The 21,859-nt window shown below is 73.1% G+C and carries 16 protein-coding genes and 1 pseudogene; 4 read left to right on the forward strand and 13 right to left on the reverse strand.

What is annotated here, in order from left to right; genetic code table 11:
- Position 1: 1 nt before the first annotated feature.
- From ACEXOX_RS04530 to ACEXOX_RS04545, 4 genes are all read right to left on the reverse strand, one after another.
- Complete coding sequence (locus ACEXOX_RS04530; protein ID WP_406519193.1) at positions 2-814, reverse strand: ABC transporter ATP-binding protein; 813 nt, start codon at positions 812-814, stop codon at positions 2-4.
- Entirely contained in the window at positions 807-1,586 is a 780-nt protein-coding gene (locus ACEXOX_RS04535; RefSeq protein WP_406526226.1) for an ABC transporter permease, read from the reverse strand. The genes ACEXOX_RS04530 and ACEXOX_RS04535 overlap by 8 nt, the downstream gene beginning before the upstream one ends.
- Positions 1,587-1,648: 62 nt before the next feature.
- Positions 1,649-2,458 (reverse strand): ABC transporter permease, encoded by an 810-nt coding sequence (locus ACEXOX_RS04540; protein WP_406519194.1) that lies wholly within the window; start codon positions 2,456-2,458, stop codon positions 1,649-1,651.
- On the reverse strand, positions 2,455-3,417 hold the full coding sequence (locus ACEXOX_RS04545) for an ABC transporter substrate-binding protein (protein WP_406519195.1): 963 nt from the start codon (positions 3,415-3,417) through the stop codon (positions 2,455-2,457). Before ACEXOX_RS04545 ends, ACEXOX_RS04540 begins: the two co-directional genes overlap by 4 nt.
- 236 nt (positions 3,418-3,653) lie before the next feature.
- Between ACEXOX_RS04545 and ACEXOX_RS04550 the strand changes: the two genes are divergently transcribed.
- Together ACEXOX_RS04550 and lysX are read left to right on the forward strand one after the other, a co-directional pair.
- The gene (locus ACEXOX_RS04550; RefSeq protein ID WP_406519196.1) at positions 3,654-4,865 is read left to right on the forward strand and encodes an Ig-like domain-containing protein; all 1,212 of its coding nucleotides are present in this window, start codon (positions 3,654-3,656) and stop codon (positions 4,863-4,865) included.
- A 26-nt stretch (positions 4,866-4,891) separates the two neighbouring features.
- Positions 4,892-8,209 (forward strand): bifunctional lysylphosphatidylglycerol synthetase/lysine--tRNA ligase LysX, encoded by a 3,318-nt coding sequence (gene lysX / locus ACEXOX_RS04555; RefSeq protein ID WP_406519197.1) that lies wholly within the window; start codon positions 4,892-4,894, stop codon positions 8,207-8,209.
- Between the two features lie 147 nt (positions 8,210-8,356).
- Here lysX and ACEXOX_RS04560 read toward each other — a convergent pair whose 3' ends face one another.
- The 4 genes from ACEXOX_RS04560 to ACEXOX_RS04575 are packed head-to-tail and all read right to left on the reverse strand — an operon-like array spanning position 8,357 to position 14,499.
- A complete protein-coding gene (locus ACEXOX_RS04560; protein ID WP_406519198.1) occupies positions 8,357-9,406 on the reverse strand; it encodes a 2-hydroxyacid dehydrogenase in 1,050 nt (349 codons plus the stop codon).
- A gap of 50 nt (positions 9,407-9,456) precedes the next feature.
- Positions 9,457-10,089, reverse strand: a complete 633-nt coding sequence (locus ACEXOX_RS04565) for a histidine phosphatase family protein (protein ID WP_406519199.1) — start codon at positions 10,087-10,089, stop codon at positions 9,457-9,459.
- Positions 10,086-13,178 (reverse strand): FGGY family carbohydrate kinase, encoded by a 3,093-nt coding sequence (locus ACEXOX_RS04570; protein ID WP_406519200.1) that lies wholly within the window; start codon positions 13,176-13,178, stop codon positions 10,086-10,088. The genes ACEXOX_RS04565 and ACEXOX_RS04570 overlap by 4 nt, the downstream gene beginning before the upstream one ends.
- A 13-nt stretch (positions 13,179-13,191) precedes the next feature.
- Positions 13,192-14,499, reverse strand: coding sequence for an MFS transporter (locus ACEXOX_RS04575; protein WP_406519201.1), 1,308 nt, complete (start codon positions 14,497-14,499; stop codon positions 13,192-13,194).
- A gap of 269 nt (positions 14,500-14,768) precedes the next feature.
- Between ACEXOX_RS04575 and ACEXOX_RS04580 the strand changes: the two genes are divergently transcribed.
- The gene (locus ACEXOX_RS04580) at positions 14,769-15,548 is read left to right on the forward strand and encodes a DeoR/GlpR family DNA-binding transcription regulator (protein WP_030023320.1); all 780 of its coding nucleotides are present in this window, start codon (positions 14,769-14,771) and stop codon (positions 15,546-15,548) included.
- A gap of 66 nt (positions 15,549-15,614) precedes the next feature.
- Here ACEXOX_RS04580 and ACEXOX_RS04585 read toward each other — a convergent pair.
- The 5 genes and pseudogenes from ACEXOX_RS04585 to ACEXOX_RS04605 form a co-directional block, all read right to left on the reverse strand.
- A pseudogene (locus ACEXOX_RS04585) lies at positions 15,615-17,101 on the reverse strand (aromatic amino acid ammonia-lyase).
- A 109-nt stretch (positions 17,102-17,210) separates the two neighbouring features.
- Positions 17,211-17,726 carry a hypothetical protein gene (locus tag ACEXOX_RS04590; protein ID WP_406519202.1) on the reverse strand — a complete coding sequence of 172 codons (516 nt, stop codon included), beginning with the start codon at positions 17,724-17,726 and terminating at the stop codon, positions 17,211-17,213.
- 95 nt (positions 17,727-17,821) lie between these two features.
- On the reverse strand, positions 17,822-18,886 hold the full coding sequence (locus ACEXOX_RS04595; RefSeq protein ID WP_406519203.1) for a beta-ketoacyl-[acyl-carrier-protein] synthase family protein: 1,065 nt from the start codon (positions 18,884-18,886) through the stop codon (positions 17,822-17,824).
- On the reverse strand, positions 18,886-19,560 hold the full coding sequence (locus tag ACEXOX_RS04600) for a cytochrome P450 (protein ID WP_406519204.1): 675 nt from the start codon (positions 19,558-19,560) through the stop codon (positions 18,886-18,888). The genes ACEXOX_RS04595 and ACEXOX_RS04600 overlap by 1 nt, the downstream gene beginning before the upstream one ends.
- Positions 19,557-20,150 carry a hypothetical protein gene (locus ACEXOX_RS04605; RefSeq protein ID WP_406519205.1) on the reverse strand — a complete coding sequence of 198 codons (594 nt, stop codon included), beginning with the start codon at positions 20,148-20,150 and terminating at the stop codon, positions 19,557-19,559. The genes ACEXOX_RS04600 and ACEXOX_RS04605 overlap by 4 nt, the downstream gene beginning before the upstream one ends.
- 132 nt (positions 20,151-20,282) lie before the next feature.
- Between ACEXOX_RS04605 and ACEXOX_RS04610 the strand changes: the two genes are divergently transcribed.
- Positions 20,283-21,803: an acyl-CoA synthetase gene (locus ACEXOX_RS04610; RefSeq protein WP_406519206.1), complete on the forward strand. Its 1,521-nt coding sequence runs from the start codon at positions 20,283-20,285 to the stop codon at positions 21,801-21,803.
- Positions 21,804-21,859: the final 56 nt, after the last annotated feature.

The following is a 21,859-nucleotide window of genomic DNA, read 5'->3' on the forward strand; positions in this document are numbered from 1 at the left end:
CCTACGGTTCGGACTGCTCCGCCTCCCGCACCGGAGCGTCCCCTCCCGCTACGCCGTTCTTCGCGTGCTGGATCTGCGCGTAGACATGGGCCCGCAGCTCGGCGAAGCGCGGGGCGGAGCGGGTGGCGATCTGGTCGCGGGCGGCCGGCAGGTCGATCGGAAGGTCCTCCTGGACGACGGTGGGCGCCGAGGACAGGACGATCACCCGCCGCCCCAGGTAGACCGCCTCGTCGATGTCGTGGGTGACCAGCAGCGTCGTCACTCCCAGCCGTCGCCACAGGGTGAGCAGCAGGTCCTCCAGCTCCGCCCGGGTCTGCGCGTCGACGGCGGCGAACGGCTCGTCCATCAGGAGGACCCGCGGCTCGTACGCGAGGGCGCGGGCGATGGCGACGCGCTGCTGCATGCCGCCGGAGAGCTGCCACGGGTGGGCCGCCGCGGCGTCCGCGAGGCCGACGGCGGTCAGGGCCTCCTCGACCAGTTCGCGGCGGCGTGGCGCGGGCACCTTCTTCTCGCGCAGCGGGAGTTCGACGTTCTTGCGCACGGTCATCCAGGGGAAGAGGCTGCGCCCGTACTCCTGGAAGACGACGGCCATGCCGGGCGGCGGGCCGGTGACCCGGCGGCCCGCGACCCGTACCTCGCCCGTCGTCGGTGACAGCAGCCCGGCGAGGCACTTGAGCAGGGTCGTCTTGCCGCAGCCGGAGGGCCCCACGACGCACACCAGGTCGCCGTCGGCCACCCGGAAGTCGATCTTCCGTAGTGCCTCGACGCCGCCGCGCCCCTCGTAGACCTTGCCCAGCCCGGTGATCTCAAGCATGCCGTCCCCGCTCCTCGCCACGCGCCAAGTGCCAGGCCAGTATGCGGCGTTCGACGGCCCGGAAGGCGACCGAGAGGCCGAACCCGAGCAGTCCGAGGACGACGATGCCGCTCCACATCTCCGGGATGGCGAAGCCGCGCTGGAAGAGGACGACGGTGTGACCGAGGCCGGAGGTGCTGGCGAACATCTCCCCGATGACCATGAGGATGATGCCGACCGACAGGGCCTGCCGCAGGCCCGCCATGATCTGCGGGCTCGCGGCGGGCAGCACGAGATGGCGCAGCCTGGCGACCCCGCGCAGCCCGAAGCAGCGGCCGGTGTCGTCCAGCACCTCGTCCACGGCGCGGACGCCCTCGACGGTGTTGAGCAGCACGGGCCACACACAGCCGGAGACGATGACCAGGACCTTCATCGCGGTGTCCAGCCCCGCGAGCAGCATGATGAGCGGGACGAGGACGGGCGGCGGTACGGCGCGGAAGAACTCCAGTACGGGTTCGGCGGCGGCCCGCAGGGCGCGCGAGGAGCCTATGGCGACGCCGAGGCCGACGCCGAGCAGGCCCGCGAGGGCGTAGCCGGTGAGCAGCCGGCCCACGCTGGGCAGGACGTCCTCGGTGATCCGCGCCGAGAACCACACCTTAGCGAAGGCGGTGGCGACCCGGCCTGGCGTCGGCAGGTAGAAGGTGGGGCTTGCGGAGCTGTAGGCCCACCAGCCGAGGATCAGCAGGGCCGGCAGGCCCAGAACGCGCAGCAGGCGCAGGCCCGCGCGCCGCAGCGGCCCGGCGGGACGCTCGCCTGCCGCGCTCGTCCCCTTGTCCCGCCCCGTACGTGCCGTGCTCACCGCGCCGCCTCGCCCCGTACGGACGGGTGCCAGGCGAGCACCCGGCGCTCCACAGCCCGCACCCCCGCGTTGACGGTGACCCCGACCAGCCCGGCCAGCACGATCAGCGCGTAGACCTCGGTGACCGCGCCGCCGGACTGGGCGAGCTGGATGCGCAGGCCCAGCCCGGGACTGCCGATGACCAGTTCGGCGGTGACGGCGAGGATGAAGGCCACCGCGGCGGCCAGCCGCAGGCCGGTCATCACGTACGGCAGGGCCGTCGGCCACACGAGGTGGCGCAGGTGCGCCCAGCGGCCGAGGCGGTAGCTGCGGGCGGTCTCGCGGGCGACCGGGTCCACGTCGGCCACGCCGTACAGCACCTGGATGAGCACCTGCCAGAAGGAGGCGTAGACGACGAGGAGGAGGGTGGAGCCGGTCTCGGCGCCGAAGAGGAGGGTGGCCAGCGGGATCAGTGCCACGGACGGGATGGGCCGCAGGAACTCGATGGTGGAGGCGGTGGCGGCGCGCAGCCCCGGTACGGCGTCGATGAGGACGCCGAGGGCGACGGCCAGGCAGCAGGCGATGGCGAGGCCGAGCGCCCAGGAGCGCAGGGTCTCGCCGAGCGCGGTCCACAGGGTCGCGTCGCCCAGTTCGGTGGCGAGGCGGCGCAGGATCGCGGTGGCGGGCGGCAGGTGGCGGGGGTCGACGAGGCCGAGCCGGGGCACCGCCTCGGCGACGGCGAAGAGGCAGGCCAGGCCCAGGAGGCCGAGTCCGGCGGCGCGTGGTGTGCTCAGCGGCGCCCCGGCGCGTGCCCCTCGGCGGGTCACGGCAGCAGCGCGCCGACGTCGGCGGGCCGTGAGAGGACCCCGTCCTCGCGGGCGAAGTCGGCGATGGCCTGCACGGACGGGCGGTTGATCGCGGTGGGCCACTTGGGCAGCACGATCCGCCGGATGACCGCGGGCGGGATCTTGGTGTACTTGGCCAGTTCCGCGCGTACCGCCTCGGGGTGCGCGCGGGCGTGCGCCAGCGCCTGGTTGACGGCGGCGGTGAAGCGTTTGACCAGGTCCGGTTTCTCGCGGAGCAGTTTCTCGCTGGTGAAGTACATCGCGACGGTGAGGTTGTCGGTGGCTTCGGCGAACGGCCAGCACACCTCGTGGGCGCCCTGGTCCTTGGCCTGCGTCTGGAAGGGCTCCACGGTCCAGATGGCGTCCACCCGTCCGGCGGCCAGGGCGGCGGGCATGTCGGTGAGCGGGATCTCGGTGAATTCGAGCTTCTCGGGGTCCCCGCCGGCCCGGCGCACGGCGGCGCGGATGGTGGTGTCGCCGATGTTCTTCAGCTGGTTGACGGCGATCTTGTGGCCGGGCAGGTCCTTGGCCGACTTGATGGCGCTGCCCTCGGGCACGAGGACGGCGCTGTAGTCCTTGCCGCGTCCGGTCTGCCCGGTGGAGGCCACCCCGCTGGCCACGGCCTTGAGCGGCAGTCCCTGTTCCCGGGCGGTGAGCAGGGTGGTGGTGTTGCTGAAGCCGAAGTCGAACTGGCCGCTGACGACACCGGAGGAGCTGTACGCGCCGCCCTGCACCGGCGTGATCTTCGCGTCGATGCCCTGCTTGGCGAAGAAGCCGAGCGACCGGGCCAGGTGGACGGGTGCGGTGTCCACGATGGAGAGCGCGCCGATCTCGATGCTGTCCCGGCCGTCGCCGCCCGGCCCGGATCCGTCGTTCCCGCACGCGGTGAGGGTGAGGAGGAGTGCTGCTGCTGCCGCCGCGGTGGTCCGTAAGCGATACACGCGGGAACCGTAGGGGCGGGCGGTGCCGTCGTCAACGGTGCACGGGCATCGGGACGGAAGGGAGCCGGCGAGGCGGCACACCGGAGGAGCGGACCACGGACCACGCCGGCGCGCGGGCGCGACGCCCGCCGGTGGCGCGACGTGTCATGGATCACGTCACGCACCGCAACGAATTGCAGATGGTTCGCGTCTTAGCGGCCGACATCCGCCGGACCGCTGCAACGGAAAGCCCTTAGATGACCCCTGCCCCCGCCCCGCACCGCCGCCTCGTGCCGCGCCCTGCGCGGGCCGCGCTGGTCCTGGTGCCGCTGCTCGGCATCGGTGCGCTGACCGCCTGCGGAGGCCCCGCGGCATCCGCGTCCAAGGGCGCTCCGGTACGGGTGTCGCTGAGTGCGGCGAACGGCGTGAAGACGGTGCAGGCAGGGGACAAACTGCAGGTCAGCGCGGAGGGCGGCAGTCTGGTCAAGGTCGTCGTGACCGATCCGAAGGGCCGTCGGCTGCCCGGCGGGCTGGGCGACGGCGGCCGGGTGTGGACCTCCCACGAGCCGACCGTCCCGGACACCAGGTACTCGGTCGCGGCCGAGGCGCGGAACGCCCAGGGCGGTACGAACACGGTCAAGGAGTCGCTGACCACCGCCCAGGCCGACAAGCTGAACAAGCTCGTGCTGAGCCCCGGCTCGCAGGGCGCCACCGTCGGCGTGGCGCAGCCCGTCTCGATCACCTTCGACTTCCCCGTGACCGACAAGGCCGCCGTGGAGAAGCACCTGAAGGTCACCACCGACAACGGCACGGCCGGCGCGTGGGGCTGGGTCAAGGACTTCTCCGGCAAGGACCGGGTGGACTGGCGGCCGAAGGAGTACTGGCGGCCGGGCACCAGGGTGGGGCTGCGCGCCGATCTGAACGGCGTGGACTCCGGCGGCGGCCGCTACTTCGCCAAGGACTACGACCTGAACTTCACCATCGGCGACCGCCATGTGATCACGGTCGACCTGGACAGCAAGCACCTGACGTTCACCGAGAACGGAAAGGAGGTGAAGGACATCCCCTTCTCCGCCGGCAAGCCGGATTCGCGGCACTCCACCTGGACAGGCATCTTCCCGCTCATGGCGAAGGAGGGCACGATCACCATGAACTCCGAGACCGTGGGGCCGGCCGACGCGTACGAGAAGACGGTCCGCGACGCCATGAAGCTCACCAGCTCCGGCACCTACGCGCACGCGGCGCCGTGGGACGCCGGCAAGGTGGGCCGGGTCAACGACAGTTCCGGCTGCATCGGGCTGACCGACGCCGACGCCGACTGGCTGTACGCGAAGGTCCGCGTCGGTGACCCGTTCGAGGTCACCGGTTCCTCCGAACGGGGGAGGGCGGCCGAGAACAACGGACTCGGGGACTGGATGGTCGACTGGTCCCAGTGGCAGAAGAAGAGCGCCCTTCCATCGAGCAGCTGACCCCTTACAGAGCCTAGTGTGACGGAATGAGCACCGTGCAGGACCAGGACCAAATAACGGCGTGGGCGCGTTGTCGCCGCCGCGTGCCCAACGGCTTCGCCATCTTCTTCAGCCTTCTGGGGCTGTTCTGCGCCGTCACGGCGCTGATCGGGCCGCTGCGACGCGCCCTGAAACCGGTCATCCAATGGCTGGACACCCTGACCATCGTGGTCGAACCGAACCTCGCGTACGCGGTCTTCCTCTCGCTGCTGGCCGCGGCCATGACCGCACGCAAACGGGTCGCCCTGTGGTTCGCCGTCGTCTACATGGTGCTGGTCACCCTGACCGACGCGCTCTTCGTGATCGACGGCTACCCGGAGTACTACTTCTCCCTGGTGCTGTGCACGGCCGCGCTGGTCCTGCTGCTGGTCGCGCACCGCGAGTTCTACGCGATCACCCGCCGCGGCGCGTTCTGGCGTGCCGCCGGGGTGCTGGTCGCGGGCCTGGTGGTCTCGATCCTCGTCGGCTGGGGCCTGGTGTCGCTGTTCCCGGGCAGCCTGGAGCGCGGCGCCGACAGCCGGCTGCTGTGGGCGGCCGACCGGGTCTGCGGCGGTCTGCTCAGCAACCACCAGTTCCACGGCCACCCGCCGCACTGGATCATCTTCCTGCTCGGTCTGTTCGGCGCGGTGGCGCTGCTGAACGCGGCCCGGGTGCTCTTCCGGTCGCAGCGCATGGAGGCCGCGCTCCACGGTGACGAGGAGACCCGTATCCGGGCGCTGCTGGCCCGTTACGGCGGCCGGGACTCGCTCGGCTACTTCGCCACCCGCCGGGACAAGGCCGTGGTCTTCTCGCCCAGCGGCAAGGCCGCCGTCACCTACCGTGTGGAGGTCGGCGTCTGCCTGGCCAGCGGTGACCCGGTCGGTGACCGGGAGGCGTGGGGCCCGGCCATCGAGGAGTGGCTCAAGGTCGCCGGACGTTACGGCTGGCAGCCCGCCGTCATGGGCGCCAGCGAGGACGGCGCCAAGGCGTTCGCGCGCAGCGGCCTGAGCGCCTTGCAGCTCGGCGACGAGGCGATCCTGCACGTCAAGGACTTCGACCTGGACGGCCGCGAGATGCGGGTGACCCGCCAGGCCGTCAACCGGGTCGAGCGCACCGGCGCCACCTTCCGGGTCCGCCGGCACTCCGAGCTGTCCGACGCGGAGATGCAGGAGGTCATCCACCGGGCGGACGCCTGGCGCGACACCGAGACCGAGCGCGGCTTCTCGATGGCGCTGGACCGGCTCGGCGACCCCGAGGACGGTGACTGCCTGCTGGCCGAGGCGTTCGACGGCGACGGCAACATGATGGCCCTGCTGTCGTTCGTGCCGTGGGGCAAGGACGGCATCTCGCTGGACGTGATGCGCCGCGACCGCAGCGCGCCCAACGGCGTGATGGAGTACATGGTCGCCCAGCTGTGCGCGCAGGCCGGACAGATCGGGGTGCGCCGCATCTCGCTGAACTTCGCGGTCTTCCGGTCGGCCTTCGAGGAGGGCGCCCGGATCGGCGCCGGTCCGGTGCTGAAGGTGTGGCGCAAGCTGCTGCTGTTCTTCTCCAAGTGGTGGCAACTGGAGGCGCTGTACCGCTCCAACGCCAAGTACGCGCCCGAGTGGTACCCGCGCTTCCTGTGCTACGCGGACACCGGCGCCCTGGCCCGTATCGGCATGGCGTCCGGCATCGCCGAGGGCTTCGTGGCCGTACCGAGCCTGGGCAAGCTGTGGGGCAAGGGCCACAAGAAGCGGGCGCTCACCCCGGCCAGCACCGCCAACCTGCCGTCCCTGGACGAGCTGGGCCTGGTGGAGAAGCCCGCCGCCAGTGAGGAGGAGCTGCGCGAGCGGGAGCTGGCGGCGCTGCCGGAGCAGGTCCGCATCCGGCACCGCAAGCTGGAGCGGCTGCGCACGGAGGGCACCGATCCGTACCCGGTCGGTGTGCAGCGCACCCACACGCTGGGTGCCGTCCGCGACGAGCACCCGGACCTGGAGCCCGGTACGCGTACCGGCAAGGTCGTACGGATCGCCGGCCGGGTGCTGCTGACCCGTGACCACGGCGGGGTGCTGTTCGCGGTGCTGCGCGACTGGTCGGGCGACCTCCAGGTCGCGCTGACCCGCGAGGGCACCGGTGCCGAGGAGCTGGCACGGTTCTCCGGCGACATCGACCTGGGCGACCACATCGAGGCCGAGGGCGAGGTCGGCGCGAGTGACCGCGGTGAGCTGACGGCCTTCGTCACCCACTGGCGGCTGACGGCCAAGTGCCTGCGCCCGCTGCCCGACAAGCGGCGCGGTCTGACCGACCCGGAGGCCAAGGTCCGCCAGCGCTACGTGGACCTGGTCGTCTCGCCGGACTCGCGGGACAACCTGCGGGCCCGCAGCACCGCGGTGCAGGCGCTGCGCCAGGGTCTGATCGAGCGCGGCTATCTCGAAGTCGAGACGCCGATGCTCCAGCAGATCCACGGCGGCGCCAACGCGCGTCCCTTCCAGACCCACATCAACGCCTACGATCTCGACCTGTATCTGCGCATCGCGCCCGAGCTGTACCTCAAGCGGCTGTGCGTGGGCGGTATGGAGAAGGTCTTCGAGATGGGACGCACGTTCCGTAACGAGGGCATCTCCTACAAGCACAACCCCGAGTTCACGATGCTGGAGGCGTACCAGGCGTTCGCCGACTACGACGTGATGCTCGACCTGACCCGTGAGCTGATCCAGGGCGCGGCCGTCTCCGCGTTCGGCAGCGCCACCGCCCGCAAGGCGGATGCGAACGGCAAGCTCGTCGAGCACGACATCTCGGGCATCTGGCCGGTCAAGACGGTCTACGGCGCGATCTCGGAGGCCTTGGGCGAAGAGGTCGACGCGGACACGGACCCGGACGTGCTGCGGCGTCTGTGCCAGCGGTCCGGGGTGCCGGTGAAGCCGGAGATGGGCCGCGGTGACGTCGTCCTGGAGATGTACGAGCGGCTGGTCGAGGAGAAGACCACGCTGCCCACCTTCTACAAGGACTTCCCCACCGACGTCTCGCCGCTGACCCGCCAGCACCGCAAGGACCCGCGGCTCGCCGAGCGCTGGGACCTGGTCGCCTTCGGCACGGAGCTGGGCACCGCCTACTCCGAGCTGACCGACCCCGTCGAGCAGCGCCGCAGGCTGACCGCCCAGTCGCTGCTGGCGGCGGGCGGCGACCCGGAGGCCATGGAACTGGACGAGGACTTCCTCCAGGCCCTCGAATACGCGATGCCGCCGACCGGTGGTCTGGGCATCGGCGTGGACCGGCTGGTCATGTTCCTCACCGGCCTGTCGATCCGCGAGACGCTGCCGTTCCCGCTGGTGCGGCGCCGGTAGGCACCTGCGGGTGAAGGGCCGTCCCCGTCTGGGGGCGGCCCTTCGTCGTACCGGGAGGCGTGTGCCGGGAGGCGTGTGCCGGGAAGGCACGTACCGAAAGGCTCGTACCGGGAAAGCCTGTGCCGGGAAGGCCGGTACGAGCCTGGGTCAGCCGCCCAGCACGTCCGGGTTGGCGCAGTGCGCGAGCGGCTCCCCGCGCAGGAAACGGGCGGCCTCGGCGGCGACGATCCGGGCCGCCTTGTGCGCGACCTGGCGGCTGCCGCCCGCGATGTGCGGGGTCAGCACCACGCCGGGCGCGGCCAGCAGGCGGGAGCCCGCCGGGACCGGCTCCTCGGGGAAGACGTCGAAGCCGGCGCCCCTGAGCTGCCCGGACTCCAGCGCGTCGCAGACCGCGTCGTAGTCCACGAGGGCGCCACGGGCGCAGTTGACCAGGACGGAGCCGTGCGGCATGGCGGCGAGCTGCGCGCGGCCGATCATGCCGCGGGTCTCCTCGGTGAGGCGGGCGTGCAGGGACACGATGCGGGAACGGCTCAGCAGCTCGTCCAGGCCGACCTGCTCGGCGACGCCGACCAGCGCCTCGGGGGCGGCGTACGGGTCGTGGACGAGGACGTGCGCGCCCATCGCGGCCAGCACCTTGGCGACCCGGCTGCCGATCGCCCCGTACCCGACCAGGCCGACGGTGGTGCCCTCGATCTCGATGCCGCACTTGTCGTAGTCGTAGTAGTCGCCGCGCCACACGCCCCGGCGCAGGTCGGTGTGGGTGTCACCGACGCCGCGGGCGGCCGCGAGGAGCAGGGTGAGGGTGTGCTCGGCGGTGGCGGTGGCGTTGCGGCCGGGGGCGTAGCAGACGGCGACGCCGTGCCGGGTGGCGGCGGCCAGGTTGGCGTTGACCGGCCCGCCGCGGCCGACGCAGAACAGTTCCAGGTCCGGGCAGTGGGCGAGGATGCGCTCGGTGAGGGCGGCGTGCTCGGTGACGCAGATCCGGACGCCTTGGAGCGCCTCGATGAGCTGGTCCTCCGTACCGGACGCCTCGTCGACCTCGGCGACCTTGCCGAGCGGGGTGTGCGGCCAGGGCAGTTGCAGCTCCCGGATCGCGTCGGCGGTCACCGTGCCGCCGGTGGCCTCCTGGACCGCCTCGGTGAGCAGGCTGGGGAGGATGAAGTGGTTGCCGGCGGCGAGGACGGTGGGGCTGCTCATGGGGGTCTTTCTCCTGGGTGTGCGGTGTCGGCGTACGTACGGGAGGCGGGTCAGTGCGGTGCGGTGGGGACCGGTGCGGGCATGGCGGGGGCGTTGAGGCGCAGCAGCGCGGCCTGGCCGTCACGGACGCGCAGTTCGGTCAGCGCGCCGTTGAGGAGCTGCGGGAAGACGCGCCGGTAGTCGGCTAGCGGGATGCCCAGCAGATGGCAGAGCAGGACTCGGACGAGGGTGGAGTGGGCGACGATCAGGACCCGGCCGTCCGGGTGGGCGCGTTCGATGTCGGCGAGGCAGTCGGCGGCGCGCAGGGCGGCGGCGCGGGGGTCCTCGCCCCCGGGCAGGTGGTGGCCCACCGGGTCGGCGAGGAACGCCTCCAGTTCCTGCGGGAAGCGCCGGCGCATCTCGGCCTTGGTCAGGCCCTCGCCGCGGCCGAAGTCCACCTCGTAGAGGCGTTCGTCGATGTGCGGGGTCAGGCCGCAGGCCGCGGCGGCGGGTGCGGCGGTGCGGCGGGCGCGGGACAGCGGGGAGCACCAGACGGCGTCCAGGCGGGCGGTGGCGGCCCAGTCGGCGAGGGCCGCCGCCTGCTCCTCACCGCGTCCGGTCAGCGCCACGTCGGTGAGCCCGGCGTAGCGGTTCTCGGCGTGCCATTCGGTCTCGCCGTGGCGTACGAGGATGAAGTCGGTCACGGTGCGGCCCTCCTGCGGGCGTGGTCGGCCACGGTCTGGTCGAGCCAGCCACGGCGGGTCAGTTCGTCGAGGAAGCGGAGGTAGGCGGGGAGCAGGCGGGCGGTACGGGCCGGGTCGGGCGTGACCGGTGTGCCGGTGCGGACCATGGCGGCCGCGGCCTCCTGGAGGGTGACGCCGCCGGAGGTGGCGGCGAGCACGGCCATGCCGAGGGCGCCTTCGGCCTGTTCGGGCAGGTGGACGGGGCGGCCGAGCAGGTCGGCGCGGAGCTGCGACCAGTAGGCGTTGCGGGCGCCGCCGCCGGTGAAGGTGAGCGGTCCGTCGACAGGGGCGCCGAGGTGGTCGAGGTAGTCGAAGCAGAGGCGTTCGACGCAGGCGACGCCGAGCAGGCAGGCGTGGAACTCCTGGGCGCGGGTGGGGACGTCGCCGAGGGTGAACGGTTCGGCGTCGGTGGCGCGGAAGGGGAAGCGCTCTCCGCCCGCCGACACGAGCGGGTAGGTGACCGCGTCCCAGTCCCGGCCTTCGCGCGCGGCCTGTGCGGTGAGCGCGTCGAGGTCGTCGCCGTTCCCCGGGGTGAAGTGCCGGGCGATGACGCCCGCGCCGGAGCTGGAGGCGCCGCCGGGCAGCCAGTTGCCGTCCGGTCCGCGGTGGCAGTAGACGACGCCGTGCGGGTCGCGGATCAGGTGCGGGCTGGTGCCCTTGAGGACGAGGGTGGTGCCGAGCACGGCGTTCCAGGCGCCGGGGGCGAGGGCTCCGGCGCCGATCTGGGCGGCGCAGCCGTCGGTCATCCCGGCGACGACGGTGGTGCCTTCGGGGATGCCGGTGGCCGCGGCGGCCGCCGGGCAGACCGTACCGAGGACGGTTCCGGGCCGTACGACCTGCGGCAGGACGCGCTCGGGCACACCGAGCCGGGTCAGCTCCGCCGACGGCCAGCGCTCCTCCGTGAGGTGGTAGCCGGTCTTGAGGGCGTGGCTGGCGTCGGACGGCACCTGGTGGCCGGTCAGCCGCCAGGTGACGAGGTCGGGCTGGTGCAGCAGCCGGGCCCGCTCGCCGAGGCCGGGGTCCTGGCGCAGCAGCCAGAGCAGTTTGGGCAGGGCCCAGGAGGGCTGCATGGTGCGGTAGCCGAGGTCCTGCCACACCGCTCCCCCGGCCTCGTTGACGGCCTCGGCCTGATCGGCGGCGCGCCCGTCGTCGTACATCAGGCCGGGGGTGAGCGGGGTGCCGTCGGCGTCGGCGAGGAGGACCGTACCGGAGGTGGCGTCGAGGGCCAGGCCGCGCACCCGGGCCGGGTCGATTCCGGCGAGGGCCGCGCGGCAGGCGGCGGACAGCGCGCTCCACCACTGCTCGGGGTCCTGCTCGTGGCGCCTGCCGTCGCGGTGGCTCGTGAGCGGCCGGGAGGCGGCGGCGAGCAACTGCCCGGTCCCGTCGACGGCGACGCAGCGGGCGCTCTGCGTGCCGAGGTCGAGGCCGAGCCAGACGGCGTCGGCGGTCAGGGCGTCAGACACGGTGGGGGCTCCTCGGTCGGGGTGTTCGGGCGGTGCGGGTATCGGGTGCGGCCGGGCCGGTGGACGGTCGGGGGCTTCGGGGGTGTTCCTCCGCCCGGCCCCGGGGCGCCAGCCCGCCTCACGGGCCAGGTCACGCCAGTACAGGAAGTCCTCGTACAGCTCCGCGTACCGGGCGGTACGCTCCGGGTCGGGCTCCCAGCTGGACCGCATCCGTACGTACTTGGTGGCGGCGCTGTGCATGCTGGACTCGGCTCCGGACAGCACCAGGCCGGTGAGGAAGGCGCCCTTGGCGCCGAGTTCGGTGTCGCCGGAGCGGGCGGTCGGTACGCCCGTCGCGTCCGCGATGAGCGCGCACCACGCGTCGCTGTTGGCGCCGCCGCCGCACAGGCGCAGTTCGGTGACGTGGGTACGGGAGGCGGTCAGCGAGTCGCGCAGCACGAGCGAGAGGCCGTCGAAGACCGCGCGGGCCAGGTCGGCGCGGGTGTGTTCCAGGGACAGGCCCCAGAACCCGCCGCGGGCGTGTCCGTCGAGGAACGGGGCCCGCTCGCCCGCCGGGGAGAGGTACGGCAGGAACATCAGGCCGTTCGCGCCCGGTTCGGACTCGAAGGCCAGCCGCGACAGTTCCGGCGGTCCGGACAGGTGCAGTGTGCGGGCCGCCCAGCCGAGCACTTCGGCGCCGTTGAGGGTCGGGAAGGCGCGCAGGACGCGCTCCCGGCCGCGGTAGGCGATGGTGATGCCGGACGGTTCGCCGGTGGTGTCCACGGTCGTACGGACGATCTCGGTGCACAGGGTGGTGCCGAGGATGCTGCACGCCTGGCCGGGGTTGACCACGCCGACGCCGCGCGCGGTGGCGGCGATGTCGTACGGGGCCATGACGACCGGGAGGCCGGCGGGCAGCCCGAGCCGGCCGGCCGCCTCGGAGGTGATCTCGGCGATCCGCTCGTGCTCGCCCAGCACCTTCGGCAGCAGCCGCTCGTACGCGGCCAGGCCGAAGAGGTCGATCAGGTACGGGTCGTACGCGCCGGTGGCGTGGTCGAGGAACGGCGCCGAGGCGTCCGACTCGTCGACGGCGGTGACGCCGGTCAGCCGCAGGAAGAGCCAGCCGGCGGCGGTGAGCGCGGCGTGCGAGCGGGCGAGCCGGTCCGGGTCGTGCCGGGCCAGCCACGCGAAGATGGCGTTGGGCATTCCGGCGCAGGTCAACGAACCGTTGCGGCGGAAGGCGGCTTCGAGGACGCCGTCCTGCTGCCACTGGCGGACGAGGTCGCCCGCCCGGCCGTCGGACCACAGGATCGCGGGCCCGGTGGGGCGGCCGCGGTCGTCGACGAGCCAGGCGCCGTCTCCCTGGGCGGTGAAGGAGACCAGCCATACGGGGTCGGCCGGGCCGGGTCGGCCGGCGAGTTCGGACAGGGCGTTGCGTACGGTGAAGACGACGGCGTTCCAGACGGCGTCCATGTCCTGCTCGGCGCGGCCCGGGTGGGGGCGGAGCACTTCGGTGCCGAGCCGGGAGACCGCGATCTCGCGGCCCCGGTCGTCGAAGACCACGGACTTGATCATCGTGGTGCCGACGTCGATGGTCAGTACGGACATCAGGTGCGTCCTCTCACGCCGGTGCGGAGGCGGACGGCGCGGCGGGCGCGGCGGCGGTGGCCGCTCGGCCCGGCGCCGTGCCCGGCTCGTCCGGCAGCTTCAGGAAGACGGTGAGCACGGTACTGACCGCGTACATCCCCGCGAAGATCCAGACCACCCCTTCGACGCCGAGCGGTCCGGCGAAGACGGCGACGACGGCCGGTCCGACGAAGGTGCTGGCGCCCGCGCCCAGGTTGAGCGCCGCCAGTGCCTGGCCCTTGTGGTGCGGCTCCAGCGAGGGCATCAGTGCCGATATCGGGACGTATCCCGCCAGCGTAGCGCCGTAGAACGCGGCGACCACCAGGGCGAGGCCGAAGTTGGCACCCGCCGCCTGCGGTACGTAGAAGAGCAGCAGGGTGCTGACGGTGCAGCCCGCGCCGCCGCACCAGGCGATGGTGCGGCGCCAGCCGAACCGGTCGCCGATCATCCCGCACAGCAGGTTGGCGACGATGTTGGTCGCGAACATCGCGCTGAGCAGGTGCAGCCACTGGGTGAGGCTGAAGCCGACGGTCCGGGTGAAGTGCACCGGCAGGATGACGAAGAAACCGAACTGCGAGGCCGTGTTGACGGTCCGTACGAGCGCGCCGGTGCCGACCCGAGGGTTGCGCCACAGGATCGTGACGCTGCCGAGCAGGGTGGCGAGCGGGCCGTCGCCCTCGGAGCGTGGCCGGGGGCCACCGCGGTCGTCGCGGACCAGCAGCAGGGCGATCAGGCCGCCGACGGCGACCAGGACGAGCGCGGCCCACAGCGTGGCATACGCGCCGATGTGCGGGATGAGGCCACTGGCGACCAGCGAGCCGAGGGTGGGCAGACCGCCCGTGAAGGCGAACCAGAACCAGCCCATGGCGGTGCTGAGCCGCGCCCGCGGCGCGACCCCGGCGATCCAGACGAGGAACCCGTACGCGAACAGCGGATAGCCCAGGCCGCGCAGGCCGTAGCCCAGCATCATCAGGGGGTAGCTCCCCAGCGGGACCGCCGCGGCGAGGAAGACGACCTGGAAGGCACCCCAGATCGCCAGGCCGGTCCACATGACGCGGCGCGGGCCCCACAGCTCGGACAGCACGCCGGAGAGCCAGGCGGCGACGCCCGCCGCGATGCCGTAGACGGTGAACAGCAGCGCCACCCGGGGCTCCGGGACCCCCTGGTCGATCAGGTACGGCGAGAGGTAACCGGACTCGACACCGTCGCCGATCATGAACAGCAGCAGGCCCAGGTAGCCCCAGGCCAGGGTCGGCGGTATGCCCAGGCGTGTGATCAGCGAACGCGGAGGAGGGTTCGTCATCGAATCTCCCCTTTCTAAGGCGGCAAGGGGCCTGCGGAGCGGACGGAGCCGATGCAACAGTTCGGCCGAAACGGGCGTCAATGGTGGCCGGAAATCTTCGCACCGGGCCGGTGGCCTGCCATGTTGTGTCATACCGGCACCCCCGGTGAGGGCCGCGCTCCGCGCGCACGCCACGTTAAATCCGTGCGAACATAACGCGGCGAATTCACACGGCGTACGCCGCGCCCCGACCGCCGGGCGGCCCTGGCACGGCGCGGAAGGCAGGCACCATGGACCGGCTCGAAGCCCAGGAGGAGCGGCGCCGCCGCCTGCGCGACACCGTCATCGCCCGCGGCTTCGTCCGCACCTCGGACCTCGCCGAGGAGTACGGCGTCAGCCTGATGACCGCCCACCGCGACCTGGACGCCCTCCAGGCGCAGGGCTGGCTGCGCAAGGTACGCGGCGGGGCGACCGGTCTGCCGTCGGCGCAGTTCCACGGGAGCGTGGCCGACCGGATGGCGGTGATGGCGCCGGTCAAGCAGGCTCTGGCGCGGGCCGCGGCGACCCTGCTGGTACCCGGCCAGACCGTCCTGCTCGACGACAGCACCACCTGCCTCCTGCTGGCGCACCGGTTCGCCGAACACACGCCGCTGACCGTCATCACCAACTCGCTGCCGGCCGTCACCACCCTCGCCAAGGAGCCCGGCATCTCGCTGATCACGCTGGGCGGTGCCTACTTCCCGGCGTACGACGCGTTCATGGGCCCGCACACGGCGGACGCGGTACGGGACTTCCGCGCCGATGTGCTGTTCCTGTCGACCACCGCCGTCACCAACGGCCGCTGCTACCACACCTCGCCGGAGACGGTGCAGGTCAAGCGGGCGATGATGGGGAGCGCGGCGCGGCGGGTGCTGGTCGCCGACCACACCAAGTTCGTCAAGGGCGGCCTGTACGCGCTCGCGCCGCTGACCGACTTCGACCTGCTGATCGTGGACGACGGACTGCCTGCGGCCGAGATCCGGGCCGTACGGGCGCGGGGCACCGAGGTGCTGGTGGTGCCGCGGCCCTGAGCGCACGGGTGAGCGGTGACCGGATCGGCAGGCACCGCCTCCGGATCGGCACGTACCGCCTCCGGATCAGCACACGCGGTCGAGCACGTCGGCGGCGTCGCGTACGGACACCGCCCACGGCCGGTCCGGCGCCACGGTCGGCTCCAGCGCGTCCAGGAGGCGGACGCCGGCGTCGGCGGTGGGGCGCCGGGTGCCGACGTGGACGGCCTGGCGCAGGGCGACGGCGAGCGAACCGTGCAGCAGGCGCAGCGTCCTGGCCTGCCGGAGCGCGGTGAACGCGGCCTGGGTGCCGAAGGGGACGATGTCCTGGTTGTGCCAGTTGGTGGGGACGCTCTGCATGGCGGCGGGGGTGGCGGCCCGGCGCATCGCGACCACCAGGGACGTCGCGGCGAGCTGGATGCCCTGCACGCCGTGGTCGCGGCCGGGGTCCTCGGCGAGCATCGGGTTGAGGCCGCCGTTGCGGCGGGGTCGATCAGCAGATCGAGCTGGCGTTCGGCGAGGTTGGCGAGCTGGGCCGCGGTGATGGACATCAGATCGGCGACGAAGGCGACCTGCTGGCCGAAGAAGTTGCCGCCGTGCGCGACGACGTCGCGTTCGGGGAAGAGCAGGGGGTTGTCGCTGATGCCGTTGAGATCGTCGGTGACGACCTGGCGGGCGTGGCGCAGGCTGGTCGCCGCGGCGCCGAGGATGTGCGGCGCGCAGCGCAGGGTGTAGGGCTCCTGGAGGGCGCGGGTGCCGCTCGGCTCGTGACCGGCGAGCCGTTCGCGCAGGTCGGCGGCGCGCTCGGCGGTGTCCTCATGGCCCAGCGCCTCGAAGATCTCGGGGGCGGTGAAGTCGGGGCGGCAGCCGAGGACACCGGCGAGCAGGGCGGTCAGCGCGGTGCCGGCGACCACCGAGCGGTGCAGCTGGGCGAGCGCGAGCCCGGCACCGGCCGCGGTCACGGACGTGCCGTTGACCATGCCGAGCGCGTCCCTGCCGGTGAGTTCCACGGGCAGCAGCCCGGTCTCGGCGAGGGCCTTCGCCGCGGCCATGCGGGTGGTGCCGACGTAGGCGTCGCCCCGCCCCTGGAGGGATCTGAGGGCATGGGCCAGCGGTGCGAGGTCACCGCTGGCGCCGACCGATCCGTACTCGGGCATCACCGGCGCGAAGGACGTGCCGAGCATCGCCACGAGGGCGTCCACGGCGCCGGGCGCCACGCCGGAGCGGCCCTTGGCCAGGCTCCACAGGCGGGTGAGCAGGGCGGCCCGGGCCACCGGCGGTTCCAGGTCGGGCCCCTGGCCGACTTCGAGGTGGCAGAGCACGTTCTCGCACTGGTCGGCGCCCTGGTCCTGGCCCGCGTAGACGACGAGGGGGCCGAAGCCGGTGGTGGTGCCGTAGATCTCGCGGCCCTCGCCGATGCAGGTGTGCAGGTAGTCGTGGCTGCGGGCGACGGCGGCGCGGGAGGCGTCGTCGAGCCGTACGGTGACGGGCCCGGCGGCGGTTTCGAGCGTCTCGGGGGTCAGGACCGAGGGGAATCGCAGCTCGGCCGGGGAGGGCGGCAGGTTCGAGGGCATCGCTTTCCTTGGGTGGGGACGACGGTGCCGCCGCGGGCGGGGATGCGCGGCAACGGTGACGGTCGGGAGCGCGGCGGGCAGCCGGTCCCGGTAGGGCCGGTGCGGGCAGTCAGCGCCGACCGGCCGTGAACAGGTGGGCCCAGGCCGTACCGGGCGACCGCGGGCTGTCGCCGGGGTCGGCGGCGATGGCCAGGGCCTGGTCGGCGTCGCCGGTGGCGATGACGCGCGCGGCGGCGGTGCGGGCCGCGACCAGCGGGTCGCCGATGGCGAGCGTGGCGACGAGCGGGCCGGTCAGGCCCCATACGGTGCTCAGGTGACCGAGCGCCGTGGAGGGCACGTTCTGGAAGAGCAGGGGCTTGGGCACCTGCTGCTGTCCGGCCACCGCGTCGTCGATGGCGGTCTGGGTGACCACGTCGCCGCGGGTGGCCGCGAGGACGAGCGCGGTGCGCGCGCCGAGCGCCGGGGGCAGCGGCGGTGTGCCGTAGCGGTCGGCGAGGCAGCGTTCGCCGACGGCCACCAGCAGGGGTGCGAAGGCGGAGGTGTCGAAGCGCGGGACCTCCGGGAGGCGCGCTGCCGGGTCGTCCGCCGGCGGCCATTGGGCGCGGGTCTCTACGATCAGTTCCATGGCGTCCTCATGAGGCTCCTCCGCACTCATGGCGTCGTGCGGTACGGGGTGGTCGGGGATGGCGGCACGGCTGTGGCGGCATGGCTGCGGTGCGGTTACGGCATCGCCAGGAGGAGGGCCGTGCAGACGCCGCCGAAACCGCTGTTGAGACTGAGCGCGTAGCGGGACTGCGGGGCGCGGCCCGGTTCGAGCACCAGATCGAGGGGGCAGTCCTCGTCCGGGGCGAGGTGGTTGGCGTTGACGGGCAGCTCCCCGTGGCGGAAGGCGAGGGCGCAGACGGCCAGTTCGACCAGGCCGGAGGCTTCCAGGCAGTGTCCGTGCAGGGCCTTGGTGGAGCTGACGGGGACCCGTACGCCGTGCGGGGAGAGCGCGCTGACGATGGCGGCGGCCTCACCCGCGTCGAAGGCGGGGGTGGCGGTCGCATGGGCGTTGAGATAGCCGATCCGGTCGCCGGTGACCCCGGCGCGGCGCAGTGCGGTGGTGACGGCCGCGGCGGGGCCCCGGCCGTCGGGGTGGGGGCGGCAGACATGGTGGGCCTCGGCGGCGTTGCCCCAGCCGCGGACGGTGGCCCACGGCGGTGCGGTGCCGGTGTGTTCGAGGACCACGGCGGCCGCGCCGTCGCCCAGCACCAGGCCTTCGCGGCCCGCGCTGAAGGGGCGGCAGACGCCGTCCGGGGCGAGGATGCCGGCGCTGTCGAAGGCGGCGAACATGCTCGCGTCCACGAAGCTGCCGCCGGCCACGACGGCCCGCCGCTCGGCCGTGGTCCTGACGAGGTGGGCGGCCTCGGCGACGGCGGTGTTGGAGGCGGCGCAGGCGGCGGTGTGGACGGTGAGCACCTCGCGCAGGCCGCAGGCGCCCGCCAGTTCGACGGCCAGGGAGGCCGTGTCCGGGCCCGCGTGCAGGGCGAGGACGAGCGGCGTGGCAGCCCGGTCGTCGGGGGACAGTTCGGCCTGGTCGCAGGCTTCACCGATGAGGTCGGCCAGCTCCCCGTACAGGTCGGGGGTGCCGGGGAGCGTGGCGGCGTGACGGGCCCGGTGGCGCGCGGTGTCGAAGCGGGTGACCGGGGAGGTGGCGGGTGTCGCGGAGGTCAGGCCCTTCCAGAGGGCGTCCGGGCCGTGGCCGTACGCGGTGAGGACCGACAGGCCGGTGACGCGGGCCATCAGGAGACCACCGCGTGCCGGGACTGTGACTGGTAGGTGACGGGCAGCGCCGTCAGGCCCGCGGTGACGTGCAGGTGGGTGATGCCGCCGGTGGAACCGCGCTGCCAGGGCAGCGTGTCGAGCGGCTGGGCGGCGGCGAGACCGGGCAGACGGCGCAGTACGGCGCCGAGGGCGGTACGGCACAGGCCGACGGCGAGGCCGCTGCCGAGGCAGAAGTGCGGGCCGTGGGCGAAGGCGAGGTCCTGGCCGACGGTGCGCGTCAGGTCGAGGCGGTTGGGGGCGGCGAACCGCCGCGGGTCACGGTTGGCGAGGGCGATGTGCACGATGACGGCATCGCCCGGTGCCAGCTCCGCGCCGTACAGCTCGGTGGGCTCCAGGGCGAAGCGGGGCATGGTGGCCGCCAGGGGCGAGGTGTAGCGCAGCAGTTCGTCGAAGCCTTCGAAGACCAGGGCGGGCTCGGCGAGGAGGTCGGGGCGGTGCCAGAGCGCGTACAGACTCGACGTGAGGAAGTCGGCGACGGGCTCGTAGGCGGAGACCAGCAGCAGGAAGAGGGTGGAGGTGAGCTGGCCTTCGTCGAGGCCGGCGGCATCGGCGTGCGCGATCATCGCGCTGACGGCGTCGGCCCCGGGTCTGCGCCGCCGGTAGGCCACGAGGTCGTGCATCAGCTCACTCATGGCTTCGCGGTCGGCCGCGTACTCCACGCGGTCGGGCGAGCCCGGGGATCGAACAGCGGGGACGGGCCCCAGCGCCGCAGCTCCAGCACGCGCCGGACGAAGTCGGGCGGATATCCCAGCAGTCCGGTGACCGCCCGGACGCCGAACGGATGGGCGAACTCGCGGACGAGGTCGGCGCGGCCGCGCCCGGCGATCTCGTCCAGCAGCTCCGCCGCGGTCTCTTCGGCGCGGTCGACGGCGGCCCGTACGCGGTCGGGCGTGAACGCCGACGCGCCCAGCTCCCGCAGCCGGCGGTGCAGATCGCCGTCGGTGTTGAGCATGCTGCGGACGATGCTGTCGGTGACCTGCGGGCCGGTGAATCCCAGATAGCGCGTCCATCGCTCGCCGCCGCGGACGGCCGGCTTGGCGAAGCCGCCGTCCGTCATCACCCGGCGCGCGGCGTCGTATCCGCTCGCGACCCAGACGGGCGAGCCGTCGGGCAGCTCCGCACGCCACACCGGGGGCTCGCCCCGGGTGTCGATGCGCTCGGCCTCGGGACTGAGGCGGACCCGCGCGTCCATCAGAAGTGCCGTACCGGGACCAGCGGCCACCACAGCCTCCCCACACTTGGAATACACAGTGTCATCAATAAATTACCATCAGTAATACCATGTCACTCCGTCATCCCCCTCAAACGGATGACGCGGCAACAGATCACCGCAGCAGACCGGACAGGGACACCCATGCACAACCAAGGCATCGGCGCCTGGACCGCACGGCGGGCGCGGCGCACACCGCACCGCACCGCACTGATCCACGACGGCGGGCTCCGGGTGACCTACGCCGCCCTCCACGCCCACGCCACGCGCATCGCCCACACCCTGCGGCAGCACGGCGTACGCAAGGGCGACCGGGTCGGCTTCCGCGGCCCCAACCGGCCCGAGTTCCTCGCGTCCCTCTTCGCCACCGGTCTGCTCGGCGCCGTGTTCGTGCCCTTCAACGTACGGCTCGCCCCGCCCGAACTGTCCTGGCAACTGACGGACTGCGGCGCCCGGGTACTGCTGCACTGCGGCCACTCCCCCGGCCCGCCCCCGGACGGCGACGTACGGCTGATCGAGGCGCCCCCGCCCCGATGCACCGCCCCCGCGCCCGCCTCCGCCCCCGTGCCCGACCCGATCGACGAGGCCGTGGCGCCCGACGACCCCTGCCTCATCCTCTACACCTCCGGCACCACCGGCCGCCCCAAAGGCGCCGTGCTCACCCACGCCAACCTCACCTGGAACGCCGTCAACGTCCTGATCGACGAGGACCTGACGGCCGACGAGACCGCCCTGGTCGCCGCGCCGCTCTACCACGCCGCGGCCCTGGGCATGCAGGCTCTGCCGGTGCTGCTGAAGGGCGGCACGTGCGTCCTGCTGGAGACCTTCGACGCGGGCGCGGCGCTCGAAGCCGTCGAACGGCACCGCGTCACGTCCTTGTTCGGTGTCCCCACGATGTTCCGCCGGATCGCCGCCCACCCGCGCTGGCCGGACGCCGACCTGTCGTCCCTGCGCACCCTGGTGTGCGGCGGAGCACCGACCCCCCAGCCCCTGATCGACACCTTCGCCCACCGCGGGCTCACCCTGCGCCAGGGGTACGGCATGACCGAAGCGGCCCCTGGCGTCCTGCTGACCCACGACGGCCGCACCGACCCCGGCCGGGGCCGCGCAGGCGTCCCGCATTTCTTCACCGACGTCCGCGTGGCGCACCCCGCACCCGCGCCCGCCCCCACGTCCGTGCCCGCCCCCTCCACCGACGCCGTCGGCGAACTCCTCGTCCACGGCCCCAACGTCATGACCGGCTACTGGAACCGCCCGCACGAGACCGAAGCGGCCTTCACGGACGGCTGGCTGCGCACGGGCGACGCCGCCCGCACGGACACCGACGGCGGAGTGACCATCGTCGACCGCATCAAAGAGGTGATCATCTCGGGCGGCGAGAACATCTACCCCTCCGAGGTCGAGCACGCGCTGCTGGCCCACCCGGACGTCGCCGACTGCGCCGTGATCCCGGTGCCCGACCCCGAGTGGGGCGAGGTCGGCCTCGCGGTCCTGGTGGCGGCCCCGGGCGCGGCCCCCGACCCGGCCGAGGTCCTCGCCTCCCTGGCCGGCCGCCTGGCCCGCTACAAGATCCCCCGCTCCGCCGTCATCGCCCCGGACCTCCCCCGCTCCGGCACCGGCAAGACCGCCCGCCGACACCTCAGGGCCCGCTACGGCTCGTCCTGACCCAACCTCCCCACCCCTCTCTCCCGCCCCCACAACGGGCGCGCCCCTGGCCGGCA

Source organism: Streptomyces sp. Ac-502 (assembly GCF_045222935.1).
GTDB lineage: Bacteria > Actinomycetota > Actinomycetes > Streptomycetales > Streptomycetaceae > Streptomyces > Streptomyces monomycini.

Excerpts from the sequence above, each read along its gene's own strand:
- ACEXOX_RS04530 (WP_406519193.1), bottom strand. The coding sequence starts at position 814 with ATGCTTGAGATCACCGGGCTGGGCAAGGTCTACGAGGGGCGCGGCGGC.
- ACEXOX_RS04550 (WP_406519196.1), top strand. The coding sequence starts at position 3,654 with ATGACCCCTGCCCCCGCCCCGCACCGCCGCCTCGTGCCGCGCCCTGCG.
- lysX (WP_406519197.1), top strand. The coding sequence starts at position 4,892 with ATGAGCACCGTGCAGGACCAGGACCAAATAACGGCGTGGGCGCGTTGT.
- ACEXOX_RS04560 (WP_406519198.1), bottom strand. The coding sequence starts at position 9,406 with ATGAGCAGCCCCACCGTCCTCGCCGCCGGCAACCACTTCATCCTCCCC.
- ACEXOX_RS04570 (WP_406519200.1), bottom strand. The coding sequence starts at position 13,178 with ATGTCCGTACTGACCATCGACGTCGGCACCACGATGATCAAGTCCGTG.
- ACEXOX_RS04575 (WP_406519201.1), bottom strand. The coding sequence starts at position 14,499 with ATGACGAACCCTCCTCCGCGTTCGCTGATCACACGCCTGGGCATACCG.
- ACEXOX_RS04580 (WP_030023320.1), top strand. The coding sequence starts at position 14,769 with ATGGACCGGCTCGAAGCCCAGGAGGAGCGGCGCCGCCGCCTGCGCGAC.
- ACEXOX_RS04590 (WP_406519202.1), bottom strand. The coding sequence starts at position 17,726 with ATGGAACTGATCGTAGAGACCCGCGCCCAATGGCCGCCGGCGGACGAC.
- ACEXOX_RS04595 (WP_406519203.1), bottom strand. The coding sequence starts at position 18,886 with ATGGCCCGCGTCACCGGCCTGTCGGTCCTCACCGCGTACGGCCACGGC.
- ACEXOX_RS04600 (WP_406519204.1), bottom strand. The coding sequence starts at position 19,560 with ATGAGTGAGCTGATGCACGACCTCGTGGCCTACCGGCGGCGCAGACCC.
- ACEXOX_RS04610 (WP_406519206.1), top strand. The coding sequence starts at position 20,283 with ATGCACAACCAAGGCATCGGCGCCTGGACCGCACGGCGGGCGCGGCGC.